Here is a 19234-nt window from a genome sequence, read left to right as displayed (position 1 = left end):
AAAGCCTGATGTGACCCCAAAAAGTTGGACACATTGATTTAGTTAAAATGGGTGGTGAGTTTTCGGTATTGAACCGGAGACTTGCCACCCAATTTTAATTTGATTCGATCATTATTGTAATAATGAATCCATTTTTTCATTGCGTCAACTAATTCGGGTTTTGTTTGATAATGTGTTGTCATGACTTCAGCTTTCATAATGTGAAAAAATGATTCCATGGCCGCATTATCTAAACAGTTACCTTTGCGTGACATACTTTGACTAATTGAATTATCTTTTAACGTTTTTTGCCAAATTGGTGTTTGATATTGAAATCCTTGATCACTATGTAAAATAGGCTGCGTCTGTGTTTGAGGTAATCGTTTAACCAGTCTTTGAACTGGATTTAGTGTCAACTTCACAGTCGGATGGGAACTGATTTCATAATCTAAAACTTCTCGAGAATGCAAATCTAGTATTGGCGAGAAATAAACGCGATGGTTGATATCGGCTTTACCATATCTAAATTCACTGACATCTGTTACCAGTTTTTGATAAGGTTTTTGAGCATCAAAACGACGCTTGAGATGATTATTTGCGATTTTTCCAATCTGACCTCGATAAGAATTATAGCGACGCTTTTTCTTGCCATAGGCGGTTACTTGCAAGTTATTTAACTGCATGATACGCTGAACGCGTTTATGATTAACGTCTAGTCCTTCATTTTTAAGGGCGAAGGTTAGACGCCGATAACCATAGTTAGGATGAGCTTGCTTAATTAACTTGATGTGATTAAGTAATTGCTCATCTTTTTGTTTGTCTTGATTTAAGTGATAATAATACACACTTTTAGCCAGACCAATGGTGTGCAAAATAAACCGAGTTGAATACTCAGGTAACTGTTGAATTAATTCTGTCGCAGCCTTGATAGTTGAAGTTGCTTGATGTTTGATTCTTTCATAGTGATACTTAATAAAATAATGTGGATCTTGTGGTTTCATTTGTCTTTTATAGCGACCAGGACTTGATTTTAAGCCTGATGCACCGTATAACTCCCATCGTTTTTGCCAATTATAAATCGTACTAGCAGTTGGGATATTGAAATATAAAGCTGCTTCCGGATAGGATAATTGGTGTCTTTTTTGAAAGTCTAACACCTGTCGTTTAAATTCCAAAGTATAAGTGCTGGTATTTGGTTTTTGAATCGCTAAACCAGCCATACCATAACTTTGGTATCGATTAACCCATTTAAAAATAGTGCTCGGTTTAGCAATATGATAGTAACGGCACAGACTAGTTGACCCTGTCCCATTTAAATAATCTGTGACGACTTTTAGCTTGAATGCTTGATTAAATTTGACCATAAAAAAGACCCCTTTAAGTTTGGATTTTTGGTCCAACTTTTTTGGGTCACATCAGCCTCATGAAAGAGTGCTTTGCTTTTTTTGTTTTATTTATTTGATGAATCAGTTTTATTTTCATTTCTAAAGAAATGTGTTTTTTCTTCAATAATTCCAAATATCACCGCACCAATTAGCATCATGGCAAATTGTGTCACCATCAAAGTGCCGTAAGTAATCCAAAATGGCGCACTTGCAAACCAGTATAATTCTGCTGCAATCATAAACATGCTGATTGCACCGATAAAAGGTGTGATTAGCAATTTTGTCCAATAGTTTTTGATTTTTTTGGCAATTAAATAACTAACACCGGTCATTACTAACGTATTAGCTGTTCCAATTCCCATATCAATAAGGGCGTTAGGACTTGAAATAAGGTTAAATAAGAAACAACCGATAGTAATACCCCAAACATATCTTTTATTAAAAACAGCAATAGGATTAGTTATTTCTGCAACTCTAAATTGTAATGGTCCAAAAGAAACAGGCTGAAACAAAAACCCTAGTGCAAGGTAAATAGCTGTTACAAGCGCTGTCTTAGTTAGACTAACAACGTTTTGATTCATGATATAGTCACTCCTAGTTTTTTTATGTGGGATGGTTTCGAACCACAAAATTCAAAACAATAATATAATATACAGGATTTTCAAAAATTTGACAAATAAATTGTGTAAAGCCTTGCTCTTAAACTAATGTTTTGCTATCCTAGGATAGGTTAAATCTATTATTCTGAAAGAGGGATACAACATGTCAGGACATTCAAAATGGCATAACATTCAAGGTCGTAAGAATGCACAAGATGCTAAACGTGGAAAAATTTTCCAAAAACTTTCAAAAGAAATTTACATGGCAGCGCGTAACGGCGATACAGATCCAGTAAATAACCCAGCATTACGTCTGGTAATGGATAAAGCTCGTGCGGCTAACATGCCTAAAGATAATATTCAACGTGCCATCAAAAAAGCACAAGGTGGAGACGGTGAAAGTTACGATGAAGTAACTTACGAAGGATACGGCCCAGGTGGTGTTGCGGTATTTGTTGAAACATTAACTGATAACAAAAACCGTACAGCAACATCTGTTCGTTTAAACTTTTCACGTAATGGTGGAACTTTAGGTGAACCAGGATCAGTTGCTTACATGTTTGACCGTAAAGGTTACATCGTAATTGACCGTTCAACAACTGATGTTGAAGAAGATGATTTGCTACTTGAAATTATGGATGCAGGTGCAGAAGACTTACAAACAAGTGACGATGCATTTGAAATCTATACAGGTGCAAAAGAATTTACAGATGTTCGTGATGCTTTAGAAGCTGCAGGATACGAATTGGCAAACTCTGAATTGACAATGATCCCACAAAACAAAATGGCAGTTCCAGAAGAAAAACAAGAACAATTTGAACGTATGATTGATGCTTTAGAAGACAATGATGATGTTCAAAACGTTTACACTGCTGCAGAAGACGAAGATGACGAATAAAAATTAAGCCGAAAGGCTTATTTTTTTTGCCCAAAATGTGATTAACAAAGATTAGCGTACTTAATTCTATCAATCAATTGAAAGGATTAAATATGGGTCTATCTTATGAATCACTAAGCTTAATAGAAGAAGTAATTAAACACAATGTACAGGATTTATATCTACTTCCAGAAAAGAAGTGCTACCGTATTTGCTACAAACAAAACAATGATTTTAAATTATTAAGAAAAATAAAAATAGCAGAGGCACAGATTATCATTAATCAACTCAAGTATGTTGCTAAGCTAGATATTGCTGAGCATCGACGCCCTCAAAACGGGAGTTTTAACTTGAAAGCCTATCCTAATATTGGATTTAGAGTAGCAACATTATCAAACTTTCAAAATCAAGAGTCAATGGTAATGCGTTTGATTTATTCGACTCACCAACAAGATTATTTTTTACCTAAACAATTAGAACAATTAAAATTACTTGCTAAAAATAGGGGGTTAATTGTTTTTGCAGGACCAGTTGGTTCAGGAAAAACGACAACAATGTATGAAATTGCTAAATCATTGATGGTGAATCAAATGGTTATGACAATTGAAGATCCGGTTGAAATAAAAAATGACAATTTTTTTCAAGTACAAGTCAATGATCAAGTTCAAATGGCTTATGCTGATTTACTAAAAGCTGCTTTAAGACATCGACCTGACATTTTGATTATTGGTGAAATTAGAGATCAAAAGACTGCTCAAGCAGCCATTGAGGCAGCACTAAGTGGTCACTTGGTAATGACGACTATTCATGCTAAAAATACTTATGGCATTATTGAACGTTTTAATCAACTGGGCGTCGACGGTGATAGGTTAAAAAGTACCGTCAATTGTCTGTGCTATCAGCGACTATTACCAAAAGTTGATAACAATTTAGCTTGTCTTCTTGATATTTTGACTTCCCAAAATACAGATTATCAAGGGCATCAACAAAAAAATTATAAGCAGTGGCATCAGAACCTTCAAAGTATTTACGATAGGGGGCAAATAAATGAAAAAACTTTTCAGCAATACCAAGAAGGGTGATTCGGAGCAGTTGTTGTTCATGAAATATTTAAAAATGTACTTAGAGAGTCATTTTTCTTTTAGTGAGGCAATTGGTTTTATGAAGTTGATTTGGCCTAAAAATAGATTGAGCTGGTTTGAAAGATTCGCGATTGATTTGAAGTCAGGTAATGATATTCACTCCGCACTACTTAAAGCCAGGTTTAATAAAATTGTTAGTTTTCAAATTCAGTTAGCGCTAAAGCAGGGAACACTTATTTCTTGTTTGTCCCAATTAATTACGCTAACAGAGTTACAACACAAACAAATGAAAAGAATAAAAGGCCAGTTAGCCTATCCGTTTATGCTATTTGTTTTGACATTTGTGGGGTTCTTTTTCATTCAACAAACGTTAAATTCAGGTTTTTTGGAGTCAACAACGTCATGGTTTGAAATTTTAGTTAGTTACTCTGTTTTAGGATTAGCCGGGGTGTTTGTGAGTTTAGTTAGTTATTTACTATATGCCAAACATTGCCAAAAAATTGAGCAATTGAGATTTTTAATAAAGTGGCCAGTTATTGGCAAAATTATTGAATTATACATTCATTATGTTGCGACGTTTAATCTGACTTATCTAGTAGCTAATGATTATCAAATTAGTGAGATTTGTGCTTTTTTGAAAAACAATCAAAAAGATTCTTTGCCAGGGATAATAGCCGCTGATTTAAATCAGCACTTAATCAAAGGACTATCTTTGAAGTCTTTTGTGTTTCAAGAAGTTTTTTTGCCTAATCGACTGATTCCAATCATAGAATCTGGAAAAAATCGACAAGTGAAAAGTCAGCAGATAAAAGTTTTGAATCAAATTATTTACGATGAGCTACTAGGAAATTTAAAACGTGTGACGCTGAAAATACAGCCAGCTTGTTTTATTTTAATTGGCTTATTTGTTTTAGGATTATATTTAAAAATATTGATGCCACTGTATGGTACGTTAAGGGGATTATGATGAAAGTGAAAGCAAAGGGATTTACATTAATTGAGATGTGTTTGGTTATTGCCATTATTGCTATTTTAGTATTGTTAATTGTGCCTAATATTACACAGCAAAAACAAAAAGCCGAACAAAAAATAGAAGAAGCTTTTCAAACTACTTTACAAACGCAATTAGAATTGCAAGATAAATCAATTGTTAATTTAGCTGATTTAGAATTGTCACCTAGTCAAAAAGAAAAAGTAAAAGACTATGAAATAGTCAATGGTCTGGTGAAAAAACGTGTCAAACCCCAGAGCTAAAGGATTTATGTTGTTAGAAACCGTTATTTGCCTATTAATTGTTTGTGTATTAGCTACTCTGATGACTTTGACTGTCAATTACAAACCTAATCCAAAAGTGCAACAAGATCAACTAATAACAAAAGTGCGGACTAACTTAAAGCAGGGAATCAAATTAGCATTTTTATCAAACAGAGCAGTTTTTGTTCAATACAGTAAGAAACAACAACTGATGACGTTGAAGTCAGGAGCTAACGTAAAGTACTATCTTAAATTTCCGACTGATTATTATTTAGAACTTCCTGGAAATGAGCTAGTTATTAAAAAAGGCGGTTATGTTGCACCTAAAACAATTACATTGAAGGGGCCGCAGGGCTTCAACTATAGTTTTCGAATTCAGATGGCATGGGGTGAAATTTATGAAAATTAAACAATCAGGATTTATTTTGGTAGAACATGTAGTTTCATTTTTACTACTAGTGGCGATAGTGATGAGCTTTGCAGGAACAATACGGCAATTCAACCAGCTTGAAATTCGTAAAAATTTGGAAGTTGATGCTTATTTAGCTGCTGCCATGTTGAATGAATCAACTCAAAAAGATTGTCAATTAAAAGGGGACTGGTACAGACTGGTCGGAAAGACAAGAATCATAAATATTACGAAAAACTTGTCTTATGAAATTTAAGGGCTTCACTTTAATAGAAGCAGTTGTTTCTCTTGCAATTGTTGTACTTTCTTTGCAACTTATTTTACAAATAAGTGGGTTGAATCAACGTGTCAATCAAAACCCCAGCAACGACCAGACTGATTATGCCTATTTTTATTTAAAAATAAGGGATACATTGAATGAATATGATCGAGTTGAAATTGATAAAAGTAAAAGTCAGGATAAACAAATTTATTTAACGACTCAAAAAAATAATCAAACCAGTCGATTATCGCTTGTTATAAAAGAAAACACAGTTATTTTACGTAATAACAATGAAGGTTACGTACCAGTTTTAACGGAGGTACGTCGCGCAAATTTTTGTTATAATATCGAAAGGGGCTTTAGCTTAGATGTGGAAGATTCCAAAAAAAGAAAATCACAGTTATTATTCATACTTAAAAGTTAAGGCAAGTCTTTTGTTAAGTGTTATTTTTTTAATCGGTATCTCACTAGCCACCCTTTATTTTAAACTTGAAATCTTCCAGATTGAGATGTCGCAAAAAGACTTAGTGGTATCAAATTTAAAAGAAATTTTAAATTCACCTTAATAAGTTGCATGCATACAAAAAATAAGTAATGATATAGGTAGGAGTATTTTAACTGTTTTGAGGAGAAATTTTCATTGGAATTATCAATACAAGAACGATATGCTTTAATTGACGAAGCGGTTCAGCGTCTAAAAAAAGAACTTAAAACGTCTTATCTAGATGCTTTGATAGAAACTATTGAAAACTTAATTGATCAACAAGTTAAAGTGGAAAATGGCGCCCCTGGTCCAGAAACAGTGAAACGATTAACTGAGATTTCTGATCAAGTAGACTTTGTTAATCAATCATCTAAAGAAAAAAGTGAACTGATTTATCTATTAATTCTAGCAGGTATCAAAGAAGATAAGCTTGATACTAACTTGCAAATGACACCAAAATCTTTATCTGTTGTTGTAGCTATGATTGCACACCAATTACTACAAGGTAAAAAATCTGCAAAAGTACTCGACTTGAGTAGTGGGTTTGGTAGCTTGTTACTAAATACAGTAGATCAATTAAAACAAACAGACACTATTGATTTTGAAGTTTATGGAATGGATAATAATGAAATCTCATTAGCATTATCAAGTTTATATGCGGAATCTTTAGGAATTAAAGCGGAGTTATTCCATCAAGATGCATTAGATACTTGGTTGATTAACGAGTTAGATTTGATTATTTCAGAGTTACCGGTGGGGTATTATCCAATTGACTCCCGAGCTGAAAATTATGAGTTGAGAGCCAAATCTGGACATTCATTTTCACATTATTTAATGTTAGAACAAGCAATTTCGCACTTATCTCCAGGCGGATTAGGAATTTTCATTGTTCCAGCGATGATGCTACAAGATGCCAACGCCTCAGAATTAACGAAATGGTTAGCTAAGAAAGCGCATATTCAAGCTTTTCTAACATTACCTGAAGATTCATTTAATGATGAAAAATATCAAAAAGCAATTTTGGTCCTTCAAAATCGTGGTGCCCAAACTAAACAAGCCGACAATATTTTATTGGGACAACTCCCAAGCTTAAATGATAGAAATGTACTTGAAACTTTCAATTATAATTTAAAAGATTGGTACATCAAAAATTTAAAGTAAAGGATAGACAATAATGACTAAAGTTTTAGCAATTAACGCCGGAAGTTCTTCCGTTAAATGGAAAATGTTTAACGTACAAAATGAAGAAGTAATAGCAGAAGGTGCTGCAGAAAGAATCGGTATCACAGGTTCTAACTATCAAATTAAATACGATGGTAAAAAATACGAAGAAACAATTGAAATTAAAGACCAAGAGCAAGCAGTATCAATTATTTTAAAAGCAATGATTGAACTAGGCATTGTTGAATCGTATGACGAAATTAAAGGAATTGGACATCGAATTGTGGCCGGTGGTGAACATTTTGCTCAAAGCACTTTGATTAACGAAGATGTTTTAAACAAAATTTACGACCTTTCAGAATTTGCACCTTTACACAATCCAGTTGAAGCACGCTGTATTGAAGCATTTGAAAAGGTTCTACCTGATATTCCACAAGTCGCTGTTTTTGATACTTCTTTCCATAAAACAATGCCAAAAGAAAATTATTTATACTCTATTCCAATGGAATATTACGAAAAATTTGGTGCTAGAAAATATGGTGCTCATGGAACAAGTCATCGCTATGTTTCACAAAGAGCAGCAGATATGTTAGGGCAAGATATCAAAGATTTACGTTTGATTACTGTTCACATGGGTAATGGTATTTCATTGACAGCTGTTGAAAATGGTCAATCAATCGACACATCTATGGGCTTTTCACCACTTGCCGGAGTAACAATGAGTACACGTTCTGGTGATATTGATGCATCATTAATGGCTTATTTGATGGAAAAACTTGAAATTGAAAATCCACAAGAAATGATTAGTATTTTAAATGGAAAATCAGGTCTTTTAGGACTTTCAGGACTTTCATCTGACATGCGTGATTTAGAAGATAATATTGAAAATCCGCAAGTTAAGCTAACAGTCGATATTTTTGTTAATCGCATTGTGAAATACATTTCACAATACATTACAGAAATGGGCGGTGTAGATGGTATCGTCTTTACAGCAGGTATCGGTGAAAATAACCCTTGGTTATTAGATCGTATTTCTAATAAATTTGCTTATTTAGGGGCAAAAGTTGACCCCGAAAAAGTTGAAATTACACGTCAAGAAACTATTTTTAGTGCTGAAAATTCAAAAATCAAATTAATATTAGTCCCAACTAACGAAGAAATTATGATTATTCGTGATTTGGTTGAAATTGCTAATCTTTAGCGTAAAATAAAAAACATCCTTTTAAAAGGATGTTTTTTATTTTAGAAAGGTGAATTTTAATGATTGATATATTATACACTGCGATTGCTTTATTACTGGGGTACTTTTTAGTTTGGCAAAGGTTAAATGTAAAATTTCTTGATCAAAAGCAGGGAAAAGTAATTAAACTTTTTGCAGCAATAGTGTTTGTTATACTTTTTATAACAGCCGTTACCCAAACAAATGCAATCAAATGGTCTGTACTTCTTTTAATTGGTATGTTTTGTATTGTATTAACTTTTTTCAGAGCAGGATTAGGATCGATAATCTTTAAAAATTATCGAATCAGATCCTATCGTGAATTTACTAGTTTTAAAGCAAATCAAGTGAAAGATAACGAAACTGAAATTAAGTTTTATTCAAATAAACAAGTAAGATTAGCAATGAAAGTTAAAGGAAAAGCTAAAGAAGTAACTGAATTTTTAAACAACTATTTTGTTTAGCAACTATTTTGTGTTAGAATAGTGGAGATGTCGGGGGTGTTTTGGAATTCGACATGCATGATTTTGCATAAATGGCAATTCGTAGGTCACGTCTACGTAAAAACGTTCAGTTTAAATATAACTGCAAATAACGAAAATTCTTACGCAGTAGCTGCCTAAAAAACAGTTCGCGTGATCTGATTGAAATTGACCCGGATTTCTATTAGGTCTCAACTTTAACGGGTTACGTTTAATTATGCCATCTGAATAATTAAAAAGAGATAATCAGATAACTCTTTGAAGGTGAGCCCTGTTATGCGGCGTTCTTTGAAGAGTACAATTAAATAGTATAACTATGATTGTAGAAGTTTATGATGAAACATGTATGGACAGGGGTTCAAATCCCCTCACCTCCATAAAAAAAGAACTGGATAACTTAAGTTATCCAGTTCTTTTTTTTATTCAATTAGTACTTAGAAATTAAGCACCTGTCATGAAGCTAATCATAACGCCACCAGCAATAACTAGGACAAGCCCAATTAAAGTGAAGGTTAATTCTTTTTTGGTTTTTGCTTCTTTTAGGATGTAAACGCCACCAAGTGTTGAAATAACAACATTCATTTGTGAAATTGTAAATCCTGTTGCAACACCATTAAGGTTTGCTGAAATTAAGTAGCTTAGTGAACCACCAGCAAAGATTAAACCAACCAGTATATTTTTGTAAGTAACTGCTTCTCTTAAAGGTTTAACGTCTTTGTTTTGTGGTAAAAACATACAGATTAGAGCACCTAAAACCATACCTACTGATTGTGGTAAGAATGCTTCTAGTCCTTGAAGGTGAGCAAATCTTGGGAAAATTGAGAATCCAATATAACCAATTGTTGAGAAAAAGAAAATCCAGAAGATAGTGGAAGTTTTAACTTTTGATTTCTTAGCTGCATTTTCAGCTGTTTTTTCACTAATAGTTGTGAGGTAAATACCACCAACAATGATAATGATAGCTACAAATCCAGCAATTTTTGCGGAAGCAGAAGCCCACTCACTAAATAGTAAAACACCACCAAATGATGTACCAACAATTTGAAGACCTGTTGAAATTGGCATTGCTTTTGAAACACCAATTGCTTTAAATGATTCGTACTGAAGAATTTGTCCAAGAGACCAAGCTAGACCACTTAGAAAACCAAAAAGAAAGATTTCTGTCGTCATTGCAGGTTGCATAATAATAAAGCAAATAATCGCAGTAATCATTGCTCCAAATGTAGTTCCTAAAATTTGGTTAACTGTACGTCCGCCAATTTTAGACATAACAAGGGGCATACACCCCCAAAATAGTGCTGGTAAAATTCCAATAAGTAAGTTCATTTTTATATCCACCTCTCGTGATAATAATAGTCTATATTTGAAATATTTAAAAATCAGAAGTTTTCTTTTTAAAAAAGAAAACGTTTACATTCATAATATAACAAGTCCGAACCAAAAAAGCAACAAAAAAATGTAAACGCTTTCTTTTTTCTTTTTCAAGAGATTAAAGGACTTTTTTTATCGTGGTAAATTATTTCATGTTAAACTTAGAAAAAAAGGTAAGGGGAACAAAAAGTGATTTATATTTATACCGGTTGTTTACTAGTTATGATGAGTTTTATTAGTTTTGTTATGAGAAAACAAAAACCAGGTTTTTTGTTTGGTTACCAATCCTATTTTTCAAAAATAGATTCTAATATTGAAAAAAGAGTGCAAGTGATTTATCGAAAAGCATGTTTGATCGTGGGTATTATTCAAATAATTATTGGCTTCATAATCAAGTATTTGAATTGGGATCAGTTCTTCTTAATTTGGTTATTGACTTTTTATTTCTCCATTATTTTGGTCTATGCAATCACCGAAACGTGTTTAAGAAAAATTTTAGTTAGAGATGGTATTGTATCAAAAGAAGAAATCGATAAATATGAAAAGGCACATACCACTAAAAAAAGAGTGAAAGGGTTTAAAGACCTATAGGAGGAATTTTTAATGAGACTATTAATGGTAGAAGATAATGTTTCTGTCGCACAAATGATGGAAATGTTTTTTGAAAAAGAACAGTGGGTAATGGATTTGGCTGTTGACGGGAATGAAGCTGTTGACAAGTTTAAAGCTAATCAAGAATATTACGATATTGTGACGCTTGACTTGAATCTACCTGGAAAAGATGGAATGGAAGTTGCTCGTGAAATTAGAGCAGTTTCTGATGTTCCAATTATCATGTTGACAGCTCGAGACTCGGAGTCTGATCAAGTATTGGGGCTAGAGCTTGGGGCAGATGATTATGTAACTAAGCCATTTAGTCCGTTGACTTTGATTGCTAGAATCAAGGCATTACACCGTAGAACGTTAATGAATCAAACGACAAAACCAGCAGATACCGAAGATATGGTTGAAACACCTCATCTGAAAATCAATGAAAAAACAAGAGAAGTATATGTCGATGACCAAAAAGTTCAGGGATTGACACCAAAAGAATTTGATTTACTTGTAACGATGGCTAAAAACCCAAAACAAGTATTTTCAAGAGAAAAACTATTAGAAGTTGTTTGGGGTTATGAGTACTTTGGTGAGGAACGAACAGTCGATGCGCATATCAAAAAACTAAGACAAAAAATCGAAAAAATAGCACCTCAAATTATTCAAACTGTTTGGGGCGTAGGTTATAAGTTTGATGATTCGGATGTGGATAAATAATGAAACTGTTTTATCAGCAAGTATTATCTTTTCTTTTAGTTATTGTGATTACACTCTCAATTATTGGCTTTTCAATGATGAATTTCATTACCAGACAGTCCTATGATAATACTTTCTCTCAATTGGAGGGCTATGCTGATTCAATGGGTCATATTGCGCTCAAAAAAGACCCATTAACAGGTAGATATCAGCAAATTAAGCCTTCTTTTTTGGATGAGTTTCAACAAGTTATGCAGGTTCAAAATGTAACAATCAGGGTGTTTAATGAGGATAACGAGCAAATCTATCCTGAAGCGACACTCACGCCTTACTCATTAAGAGAAGATGTTTGGCAAGAGTTAAAGTCTGGTAAGAGTTTTAGAATTCAAAATGACTATCTTAATAATCAGCCAAAATTGTCGACTAAAGAACCTTATTCATCAATAATGGTACCGTGGTTTGATGGTTCTCAACTGAAAGCCGTTGTTTGGCTAGGGGCTAAAGTCTCATCAACTGAAACGACGATTAAACAAGCACAACAAAATTCTATTGTGGCCCTCTTTGCCAGTGTGCTGATAGGGATGCTTATCAGTTTAGTGATTGTTTGGTTTAATTTGTCTAGAATCAAAAAATTATCGCGTGCAACTAAAAAAGTCGGAGAAGGGGATTTCTCAGTTAGAATAGAGCACAAAGATAATGATGAAATCGATGATTTGGCATGTGATTTTAACAAGATGGTTGAGTCACTCAGATTATCTGATGAGGAGATTAAACGACAAGAAGCGAGAAGAAATCAGTTTATGGCGGATGTCGCACATGAAATGCGAACACCTCTAACAACAATTAATGGTATTCTAGAAGGATTACGTTATGACGCAATTCCCGCTGATTCAAAAGATAAGAGTATTCAATTGATGCAAAGTGAGACTAATCGATTAATCAGATTAGTTAATGAAAACTTAGACTACGAAAAAATTAGAAATAATCAAATTAAGTTGTTTAAAACAGAGTTTAATGGGACATCAGTGCTTGAAAATATTGTTGAACAACTTTCGGGAAATGCTAAGAAGAAGAACAATAAGTTGAAGCTACTATCAAAAGAACCCGTCATGATTTATGCCGACCATGATCGTTTTACGCAAGTTGTTTTCAATATTACACAAAATGCAATTCAGTTTACTGAAAATGGCAATGTAGATTTAACAATTTATCGTATAGATGGTGGCACACGTGTTAAAATAAAGGATACTGGTATTGGGATGAGCGATGAACAAAAGCGCTTTATTTTTGAGCGTTTTTACAAAGCTGATCCATCTCGTAATAACGTTGGGACTGGAGAGTCAGGATTAGGACTAGCTATTGTCTACTCTCTAGTTAATCAGCATCAGGGACAAATTGAAGTTGATAGTCAAGAAAACAAAGGGACAACCTTTACTTTAACTTTCTTTGATCCTAAACCAGAAAAAAAAGTAGATAGCGAGTAATTAAAATGATATTTTTAAATCCAATATATCAATTTATAGTTGAGCATTTTGCTACTAAAATTAATCACTTTCCTTTGGTGGAACTAGTATTTTACAGTTTAGACAAAACCATTTTTTACTTTTTGATTTTTATTTCTCTTTATACAGTATATTTAAAGTTGTTCAAGAAAAAGCGGTCAAAAAAGCATATTACGATTATTTTGATATTGGCGTTTTATCTTATGTTATTACTCTCGTTGACTGTTTTTAGAGGTATTTATTTTCCAAGTGATATCAAATTTTATTTCTATCGACCCTTGAATCAGATAAACCTACAAATTTTAGATGAAACGATGAAGCTTTCGCTAGCTAAATCTCAATTAGATTTCTTTTATAATTCTTTTGGGAACATTTTGTGGTTTATGCCCTTAGGGTTCTTAATGAAATTGTTATCTAAAAAGAAACTATCGATATTAAAAATTACGATTATTTCTATTTTGTTCTCAGTCAGCATAGAAGGGATGCAGTTTGTTTTATGGACAGGAGTCGCAGATATTGATGATGTTATCTTTAATACTGTAGGTGGCTTCTTAGGAGCTGTTGTAGGGCTGATATTTCAACAAATATTTAATAATTTTACTAAAAGGTCTGACTAATACACAAAAATATGTTAAAATCACATTGTTGAATTTTTTAAAAGAAATTTTAGGAGGAATGACTCATGTCATCATTTATTCACGGTACAGAAATTATGCAAGCTGCTCGTAAAGGCGGATACGCACACGGTGCTTACAACACAAACAACTTGGAATGGACAAAAGCTATTTTAGCTGCTGCCCAAGCTAAAGGTGTTCCAGCAATCGTTCAAAGCTCAATGGGTGCTGCTAAATACATGGGTGGATACAAAGTAGTTCGTCAACTAGTTGAAGGATTAGTTGAATCAATGAACATCACAGTTCCAGTTGTAATGCATTTAGACCACGGTAACTTTGAAGCTGCTAAAGAAGCTATCGAAGCTGGTTACTCATCAGTTATGTTCGATGGTCACGACTTACCTTTCGAAGAAAACGTTGCTAAAACTAAAGAAATCGTTGCTTTAGCACATCCAAAAGGTATTTCAGTTGAAGCTGAAGTTGGTTCAATTGGTGGTGAAGAAGACGGTATCATCGGTGCAGGTGAACTTGCATCAGTTGAAGAAGCTAAAGAATTAGCTGCAACAGGTATTGACTTCTTAGCTGCTGGTATCGGTAACATTCACGGTGTTTACCCTGAAAACTGGGAAGGTCTAAACTACGACCGTCTTTCAGAAATCGCTGACGCAGTTGAAGTACCATTGGTACTACACGGTGGTTCAGGTATTCCTAAAGACCAAATCCAAAAAGCTATCGACTTAGGTGTTGCTAAAATCAACGTTAACACAGAACAACAAATTGCTTGGTCAAAAGCTGTTAAAGCTTACTACGCTGCTGACAAAGATGAAGCAGAAAAAGGATTCGATCCTCGTAAAGTTCTTGCACCAGGTACACAAGCTATCCAAGATACAGTTGAAGAACGTATCGACTGGTTTGGTTCACAAAAAGGTAACAACTAATTCATACCTTTTAACAAAAAAGTCACGCCATTTGGTCGTGACTTTTTTTGATATCAAAATAAGAATTATCCTGTTTTAAACCTTGCTTTTTTGACCGAATGCGCTTAAAGTAAGTAGGGTAGATAAAAAGAAATATAGGAGGCAAACAATGGCACAAGTTAAGTTTGATGCTTCAAAATTAACTCCATTTGTTCAAGAAAATGAGTTAAACGAAATGCAAGCAATGGTGAATGCTGCAGATGAACAATTAAGAAAAGGAACAGGCGCTGGAAGCGATTTCAGAGGTTTCATTGACCTACCTGTTGACTATGATAAAGACGAATTTTCACGTATTAAAGACGTGGCTAAAAAAGTACAATCAGATTCAGAAGTTTTCGTAGCTATCGGAATTGGTGGTTCTTATTTAGGTGCTCGTGCTGCTATCGATTTCTTAAATAATGCTTTTTATAACTATGCACCTGATCGTAAAGTTCCTGAAATTTACTTTGCAGGTAACTCAATCAGTGGTAGTTACTTACACGATTTAATCGAACAAATCGGTGACCGTGACTTTAGTCTAAACGTTATTTCAAAATCAGGAACAACAATGGAACCTTCTATTGCTTTCCGTGTATTGAAAGACAAATTAGTTAAAAAATATGGTAAAGAAGAAGCTGCTAAACGTATTTATGCAACAACTGACCGTGAAAAAGGTGCCTTAAAATCAGAAGCTGATGCAGAAGGTTACCAAACATTTGTTGTTCCTGATGACATTGGTGGACGTTTCTCAGTATTATCTGCTGTTGGTTTATTACCAATTGCTGTTGCTGGTGCTGATATCGATCAATTGATGAAAGGTGCAGCAGACGCTCGCTCAGAATATACAGAAACAGACCTTAACAAAAACGAAGCTTACCAATATGCTGCGTTAAGAAATATTTTATACCGTAAAGGTTATACTGTTGAATTGCTTGAAAACTACGAACCAACTTTACAATACTTTGGTGAATGGTGGAAACAATTAATGGGTGAATCAGAAGGTAAAGATCAAAAAGGTATTTACCCTTCATCAGCCAACTTCTCAACAGACTTGCACTCACTTGGACAATACATCCAAGAAGGTCGTCGTGACTTAATGGAAACTGTTATTAAAGTTGAAAAACCTCGTTTTGATGTTGCTGTACCAAGCGATGAACAAAACTTAGATGGTCTTTCATTCTTAGAAGGTAAAACAATGAACCATGCTAATGAAAAAGCATACGAAGGTGTTGTTTTAGCTCATACTGATGGTGGTGTTCCAGTTATGACTGTTTCTATTGCAGATCAAACAGAATACACATTAGGTTACATGATTTACTTCTTCGAAATCGCTGTTGGTATCTCAGGATACTTAAATGGTATTAACCCATTTAACCAACCAGGTGTAGAAGCATACAAGAAAAACATGTTCGCTTTATTAGGTAAACCAGGTTTTGAAGAATTAACACAAGAATTAAACAATCGTCTATAATTAAATAGAATAATCTAAAAAGGATTTCGCGTAATGTTCGTGAAATCCTTTTTTTAATGTTGGTTATAGTGTATTATTGAATTACAAATAGATAAAAGGAGAATGTTAAATGTCATATAACAAAAAATATATGGAATTAGCCGTGAAAGAAGCGCATTCAAATAACTTAACAAATGAAGGTGGTCCTTTTGGATGCGTTATCGTAAAAGACGACGAAATTGTTGCAACTGGACACAATAAAGTTTTATTAAACAATGACCCAACGGCTCATGGTGAAGTAACCGCAATCAGAAATGCTGGTCAAAAACTTGAGACATTTGATTTGTCAGGATGTGAGTTATACACTTCAAGTGAACCGTGTCCAATGTGTTTAAGTGCTATTATTTGGGCAAACATTAAAATGGTTTATTATGGTAATAGCGCCGTAGATGCTGCTGATATTGGTTTTCGTGATGATTATATTTATAAATTCATTGAAGGTGGAACAAAAGATAAAACTGTCATGGACTTACAACAACATGATAGAGAATTGACTATTAAAAGTTTTGAAGAATTTGCTGCTGATCAAGACAAAACAATCTATTAAATTTAAACAAATTAAAATTTATTGTTTTGTTCGAATTAAAATTATGGTAAACTTTATCGAGAATTTTTATAGTTAGGAAAGAAGTATGCACACTAATTTAGAATTATTAATCGTATTATCCATGGCATTGATTGTACCAATTGTAATGGCAAAGTTTAAAATAAATAATGTTCCTGTTCCTGTCGCTGAGATATTGATAGGAATAGTTCTAGGGAAAGGGCTTTTGAATATTGTTCAAATGACCCCGACGCTAAACCAATTATCCTCCTTAGGTGTTATGATATTGTTATTCTTAAGTGGGATGGAAGTTGACTTATCGATATTTAAACGGCGAAGTAAAGCTGAGAAAGCAGGACAATCATTTTTTAAAATGCCTTTAGGGATGGCGGTTTTATCAATTATCTCAATTATTGTGCTGGCATTAGGCTACAGCTTACTACTAAGTTACTTTAATATTTTTTCGGAATTTTTATTTGCAACAATTTTATTTACCACAATGACAATTGGCATGATTTTAGTTGCACTAAAAGATAAAAAACTTGAAAATACTAGTTATGGACAAACCCTGCTTCTAATTGCAATTCTGGGTGTTGTTATCCCATTAATTGAAATCACTTTTTATATGACATTTAAAGGTGCCAGGGGAGCAATACTTTGGTTATTCCCACTCGTATTTATAGTGGCATTATTATTATTGAACGTCAAAAAAGTCCATCAGTTTTTTGATAAAATAGACAAGTCAACAACACAGTTAGATATTCGGTTAGCTTTCTTTTTAATTATTGTATTAGTTACAGTTGCTGAAAAAACAGGTGTTGAAAATATTTTAGGGTGTTTCTTAGCAGGGTTGGTCATGAAATCACTTAATCCAAGCGAAGAAACAAAGCAAAAATTAACCTCAATTGGATATGGATTCTTTATTCCAATATTTTTCATTTCAACTGGATTAAAATTAGACTTAAAAAGTTTAGTGAGTGATCCTAATACGCTGATGTTGATTCCTATTTTCTTCTTTGGGTTTATGTTGACAAGACTTCTAGTCGTACCAATTTTGATGCAAAAATACTCATTCAGACAAGCACTTTCAGGCATGATGTTGACAACAACAACTATTACGTTGATTGTACCTAATGTTACCCTAGGTCAAAGTGCAAATATTATTGATGCAAAGCAAGCAGGTGCTTTTATTCTAGCGGCTGTTATTACAACAATTGTTGATCCAATTGTATTCTCGAAAATATACCCACAAAAAAAACAAGCAGATTAGTCTGCTTGTTTTTTTATTTGTTCAATAAATTTTAGATAGCTTTTCTGTTCTCCTGTTTCACTAACAGTGGCGTGATTGAATTGACGATTGAATAAATCATCTTCAGATATTGTGATGTTATGAGTGTGAGTGGCGTTGCCGATTAACTCTATCCAAAAGTCATTATTAGATTCTTTGTGAACAATCGTTTTAACGACACCACCTGGATTATAAACGGTTATTTCATCTGAAGGAAAAGAATCGATACCTTTATGTAAAACATAAGCAAGAGAAGTCGCAGACATTCCAGTACCACAAGCATTTGTGAAGCCAACACCGCGCTCAAATGTACGAACAAAAAGCGTATTATCTGATAGTATTTTTCCAAAATTGACATTAACACCATCAGGGAAATAATCATTCTTTTGATTGAGTTTTTCCCCTAATGTTTCAAGTGTGTTATTTAAGTCTTCATCTGTTTGAACAAAACTAATTAAGTGAGGATTAGGGACCGCGATAGCATAGAAATTTAAATGATCATTAAATTTTGGAACGGGTGAGTTGAGTAATTGTGTTGTTCCTAGGTTATGAAAAGGGAAGTAATGGTTATCAAAGTGGACAGGTGAGATTTCCACACCAAACGCAGGAACGTTTTGAGCCAGGCTGTCTTGTTTTTTAACAGTTAAATTTGCATTAGCTGTTTCGACTTTGAATTCAGATTCTTGATATTTTTCGGCTAAATAACGCGCCACCGTACGCAATCCATTGCCACACATAGATGCCTCGCTACCATCGGCATTAATGACGCGCATTTTGCCTAAACAATCGGTATTTTGAGATTTTGAGACGACTAATAGACCATCGGCCCCCTCCAAAAAAGATTCTGTTAGTTGCTGTGTAAGTGCGATGATTTGGTCATCTGAGGGATTAAATGAAAGTTGATCTAAGTCTAAAATAAAAAACTGGTTAGATGAACCGTGAACTTTTTGTAATGTAATCATTGTT

Annotated in this window: 22 protein-coding genes, 1 other RNA gene and 1 riboswitch; of the genes, 19 read left to right on the top strand and 4 right to left on the bottom strand. The window is 33.7% G+C overall.

Annotated features, from left to right (window positions below; genetic code table 11):
- Positions 1 to 38: 38 nt before the first annotated feature.
- Positions 39 to 1199 carry an IS3 family transposase gene (locus tag JNUCC72_RS03790; RefSeq protein ID WP_454144710.1) on the bottom strand — a complete coding sequence of 387 codons (1161 nt, stop codon included), beginning with the start codon at positions 1197 to 1199 and terminating at the stop codon, positions 39 to 41.
- 230 nt (positions 1200 to 1429) lie between these two features.
- Positions 1430 to 1945: a QueT transporter family protein gene (locus tag JNUCC72_RS03785; protein ID WP_454143046.1), complete on the bottom strand. Its 516-nt coding sequence runs from the start codon at positions 1943 to 1945 to the stop codon at positions 1430 to 1432.
- A 7-nt stretch (positions 1946 to 1952) separates the two neighbouring features.
- Positions 1953 to 1997, bottom strand: a riboswitch (PreQ1 riboswitch).
- Between the two features lie 129 nt (positions 1998 to 2126).
- On the opposite strand from JNUCC72_RS03785, the gene JNUCC72_RS03780 reads away from it, so the two are divergent.
- The 11 genes from JNUCC72_RS03780 to ssrA all read left to right on the top strand — a co-directional run bounded on the left by JNUCC72_RS03780 (position 2127) and on the right by ssrA (position 9573).
- Positions 2127 to 2861, top strand: coding sequence for a YebC/PmpR family DNA-binding transcriptional regulator (locus JNUCC72_RS03780; protein ID WP_454143044.1), 735 nt, complete (start codon positions 2127 to 2129; stop codon positions 2859 to 2861).
- Positions 2862 to 2953: 92 nt separating this feature from the next.
- Positions 2954 to 3922 carry a competence type IV pilus ATPase ComGA gene (gene comGA / locus JNUCC72_RS03775; RefSeq protein WP_454143042.1) on the top strand — a complete coding sequence of 323 codons (969 nt, stop codon included), beginning with the start codon at positions 2954 to 2956 and terminating at the stop codon, positions 3920 to 3922.
- A complete protein-coding gene (locus JNUCC72_RS03770) occupies positions 3888 to 4889 on the top strand; it encodes a type II secretion system F family protein (RefSeq protein ID WP_454143040.1) in 1002 nt (333 codons plus the stop codon). Before comGA ends, JNUCC72_RS03770 begins: the two co-directional genes overlap by 35 nt.
- The gene (locus JNUCC72_RS03765; RefSeq protein ID WP_454143038.1) at positions 4886 to 5176 is read left to right on the top strand and encodes a competence type IV pilus major pilin ComGC; all 291 of its coding nucleotides are present in this window, start codon (positions 4886 to 4888) and stop codon (positions 5174 to 5176) included. The genes JNUCC72_RS03770 and JNUCC72_RS03765 overlap by 4 nt, the downstream gene beginning before the upstream one ends.
- Positions 5157 to 5585, top strand: a complete 429-nt coding sequence (locus JNUCC72_RS03760) for a hypothetical protein (RefSeq protein ID WP_454143036.1) — start codon at positions 5157 to 5159, stop codon at positions 5583 to 5585. The genes JNUCC72_RS03765 and JNUCC72_RS03760 overlap by 20 nt, the downstream gene beginning before the upstream one ends.
- Positions 5575 to 5841, top strand: a complete 267-nt coding sequence (locus JNUCC72_RS03755) for a hypothetical protein (protein WP_454143034.1) — start codon at positions 5575 to 5577, stop codon at positions 5839 to 5841. The genes JNUCC72_RS03760 and JNUCC72_RS03755 overlap by 11 nt, the downstream gene beginning before the upstream one ends.
- Positions 5831 to 6271 carry a competence type IV pilus minor pilin ComGF gene (locus JNUCC72_RS03750; protein WP_454143032.1) on the top strand — a complete coding sequence of 147 codons (441 nt, stop codon included), beginning with the start codon at positions 5831 to 5833 and terminating at the stop codon, positions 6269 to 6271. The genes JNUCC72_RS03755 and JNUCC72_RS03750 overlap by 11 nt, the downstream gene beginning before the upstream one ends.
- A gap of 216 nt (positions 6272 to 6487) precedes the next feature.
- The gene (locus JNUCC72_RS03745; RefSeq protein WP_454143030.1) at positions 6488 to 7492 is read left to right on the top strand and encodes a class I SAM-dependent methyltransferase; all 1005 of its coding nucleotides are present in this window, start codon (positions 6488 to 6490) and stop codon (positions 7490 to 7492) included.
- A gap of 13 nt (positions 7493 to 7505) precedes the next feature.
- On the top strand, positions 7506 to 8693 hold the full coding sequence (locus tag JNUCC72_RS03740) for an acetate/propionate family kinase (RefSeq protein ID WP_454143028.1): 1188 nt from the start codon (positions 7506 to 7508) through the stop codon (positions 8691 to 8693).
- A gap of 59 nt (positions 8694 to 8752) precedes the next feature.
- Entirely contained in the window at positions 8753 to 9175 is a 423-nt protein-coding gene (locus JNUCC72_RS03735; RefSeq protein ID WP_454143026.1) for a hypothetical protein, read from the top strand.
- 32 nt (positions 9176 to 9207) lie between these two features.
- Positions 9208 to 9573: a transfer-messenger RNA gene (gene ssrA, locus JNUCC72_RS03730) on the top strand.
- Positions 9574 to 9634: 61 nt separating this feature from the next.
- Here the strand turns inward: ssrA and JNUCC72_RS03725 are convergent.
- On the bottom strand, positions 9635 to 10519 hold the full coding sequence (locus JNUCC72_RS03725) for a GRP family sugar transporter (protein ID WP_454143024.1): 885 nt from the start codon (positions 10517 to 10519) through the stop codon (positions 9635 to 9637).
- Positions 10520 to 10753: 234 nt separating this feature from the next.
- On the opposite strand from JNUCC72_RS03725, the gene JNUCC72_RS03720 reads away from it, so the two are divergent.
- The 8 genes from JNUCC72_RS03720 to JNUCC72_RS03685 all read left to right on the top strand — a co-directional run bounded on the left by JNUCC72_RS03720 (position 10754) and on the right by JNUCC72_RS03685 (position 18250).
- Positions 10754 to 11155 carry a hypothetical protein gene (locus JNUCC72_RS03720; RefSeq protein WP_454143022.1) on the top strand — a complete coding sequence of 134 codons (402 nt, stop codon included), beginning with the start codon at positions 10754 to 10756 and terminating at the stop codon, positions 11153 to 11155.
- Between the two features lie 12 nt (positions 11156 to 11167).
- A complete protein-coding gene (locus JNUCC72_RS03715) occupies positions 11168 to 11875 on the top strand; it encodes a winged helix-turn-helix domain-containing protein (protein ID WP_454143020.1) in 708 nt (235 codons plus the stop codon).
- Complete coding sequence (locus JNUCC72_RS03710) at positions 11875 to 13338, top strand: ATP-binding protein (RefSeq protein WP_454143018.1); 1464 nt, start codon at positions 11875 to 11877, stop codon at positions 13336 to 13338. Before JNUCC72_RS03715 ends, JNUCC72_RS03710 begins: the two co-directional genes overlap by 1 nt.
- Before the next feature lie 5 nt (positions 13339 to 13343).
- A complete protein-coding gene (locus tag JNUCC72_RS03705) occupies positions 13344 to 13973 on the top strand; it encodes a VanZ family protein (protein ID WP_454143016.1) in 630 nt (209 codons plus the stop codon).
- A gap of 65 nt (positions 13974 to 14038) precedes the next feature.
- Positions 14039 to 14908, top strand: a complete 870-nt coding sequence (gene fba, locus JNUCC72_RS03700) for a class II fructose-1,6-bisphosphate aldolase (RefSeq protein ID WP_454143014.1) — start codon at positions 14039 to 14041, stop codon at positions 14906 to 14908.
- A 148-nt stretch (positions 14909 to 15056) separates the two neighbouring features.
- A complete protein-coding gene (locus JNUCC72_RS03695; RefSeq protein WP_454143012.1) occupies positions 15057 to 16397 on the top strand; it encodes a glucose-6-phosphate isomerase in 1341 nt (446 codons plus the stop codon).
- 109 nt (positions 16398 to 16506) lie between these two features.
- Positions 16507 to 16983 carry a nucleoside deaminase gene (locus JNUCC72_RS03690; RefSeq protein WP_454143010.1) on the top strand — a complete coding sequence of 159 codons (477 nt, stop codon included), beginning with the start codon at positions 16507 to 16509 and terminating at the stop codon, positions 16981 to 16983.
- Between the two features lie 85 nt (positions 16984 to 17068).
- Entirely contained in the window at positions 17069 to 18250 is a 1182-nt protein-coding gene (locus JNUCC72_RS03685; RefSeq protein ID WP_454143008.1) for a cation:proton antiporter, read from the top strand.
- Here JNUCC72_RS03685 and dapF read toward each other — a convergent pair.
- Entirely contained in the window at positions 18247 to 19230 is a 984-nt protein-coding gene (gene dapF, locus JNUCC72_RS03680; protein ID WP_454143006.1) for a diaminopimelate epimerase, read from the bottom strand. The two genes, JNUCC72_RS03685 and dapF, sit on opposite strands and share 4 nt — an antisense overlap.
- Between the last annotated feature and the right edge of the window lie 4 nt (positions 19231 to 19234).

It is taken from the genome of Holzapfeliella sp. JNUCC 72 (genome assembly GCF_053668685.1).
This window is presented reverse-complemented; position numbering and strand designations above follow the sequence as displayed.

Bases quoted from the DNA above. Each gene is read 5' to 3' on its own strand.
- JNUCC72_RS03685 (WP_454143008.1), top strand. From the start codon at position 17,069: ATGCACACTAATTTAGAATTATTAATCGTATTATCCATGGCATTGATT.
- JNUCC72_RS03725 (WP_454143024.1), bottom strand. From the start codon at position 10,519: ATGAACTTACTTATTGGAATTTTACCAGCACTATTTTGGGGGTGTATG.
- JNUCC72_RS03735 (WP_454143026.1), top strand. From the start codon at position 8,753: ATGATTGATATATTATACACTGCGATTGCTTTATTACTGGGGTACTTT.
- fba (WP_454143014.1), top strand. From the start codon at position 14,039: ATGTCATCATTTATTCACGGTACAGAAATTATGCAAGCTGCTCGTAAA.
- JNUCC72_RS03755 (WP_454143034.1), top strand. From the start codon at position 5,575: ATGAAAATTAAACAATCAGGATTTATTTTGGTAGAACATGTAGTTTCA.
- dapF (WP_454143006.1), bottom strand. From the start codon at position 19,230: ATGATTACATTACAAAAAGTTCACGGTTCATCTAACCAGTTTTTTATT.
- comGA (WP_454143042.1), top strand. From the start codon at position 2,954: ATGGGTCTATCTTATGAATCACTAAGCTTAATAGAAGAAGTAATTAAA.
- JNUCC72_RS03785 (WP_454143046.1), bottom strand. From the start codon at position 1,945: ATGAATCAAAACGTTGTTAGTCTAACTAAGACAGCGCTTGTAACAGCT.
- JNUCC72_RS03765 (WP_454143038.1), top strand. From the start codon at position 4,886: ATGATGAAAGTGAAAGCAAAGGGATTTACATTAATTGAGATGTGTTTG.
- JNUCC72_RS03710 (WP_454143018.1), top strand. From the start codon at position 11,875: ATGAAACTGTTTTATCAGCAAGTATTATCTTTTCTTTTAGTTATTGTG.
- JNUCC72_RS03770 (WP_454143040.1), top strand. From the start codon at position 3,888: ATGAAAAAACTTTTCAGCAATACCAAGAAGGGTGATTCGGAGCAGTTG.
- JNUCC72_RS03705 (WP_454143016.1), top strand. From the start codon at position 13,344: ATGATATTTTTAAATCCAATATATCAATTTATAGTTGAGCATTTTGCT.
- JNUCC72_RS03715 (WP_454143020.1), top strand. From the start codon at position 11,168: ATGAGACTATTAATGGTAGAAGATAATGTTTCTGTCGCACAAATGATG.
- JNUCC72_RS03780 (WP_454143044.1), top strand. From the start codon at position 2,127: ATGTCAGGACATTCAAAATGGCATAACATTCAAGGTCGTAAGAATGCA.
- JNUCC72_RS03740 (WP_454143028.1), top strand. From the start codon at position 7,506: ATGACTAAAGTTTTAGCAATTAACGCCGGAAGTTCTTCCGTTAAATGG.
- JNUCC72_RS03750 (WP_454143032.1), top strand. From the start codon at position 5,831: ATGAAATTTAAGGGCTTCACTTTAATAGAAGCAGTTGTTTCTCTTGCA.
- JNUCC72_RS03690 (WP_454143010.1), top strand. From the start codon at position 16,507: ATGTCATATAACAAAAAATATATGGAATTAGCCGTGAAAGAAGCGCAT.
- JNUCC72_RS03790 (WP_454144710.1), bottom strand. From the start codon at position 1,199: ATGGCTGGTTTAGCGATTCAAAAACCAAATACCAGCACTTATACTTTG.
- JNUCC72_RS03695 (WP_454143012.1), top strand. From the start codon at position 15,057: ATGGCACAAGTTAAGTTTGATGCTTCAAAATTAACTCCATTTGTTCAA.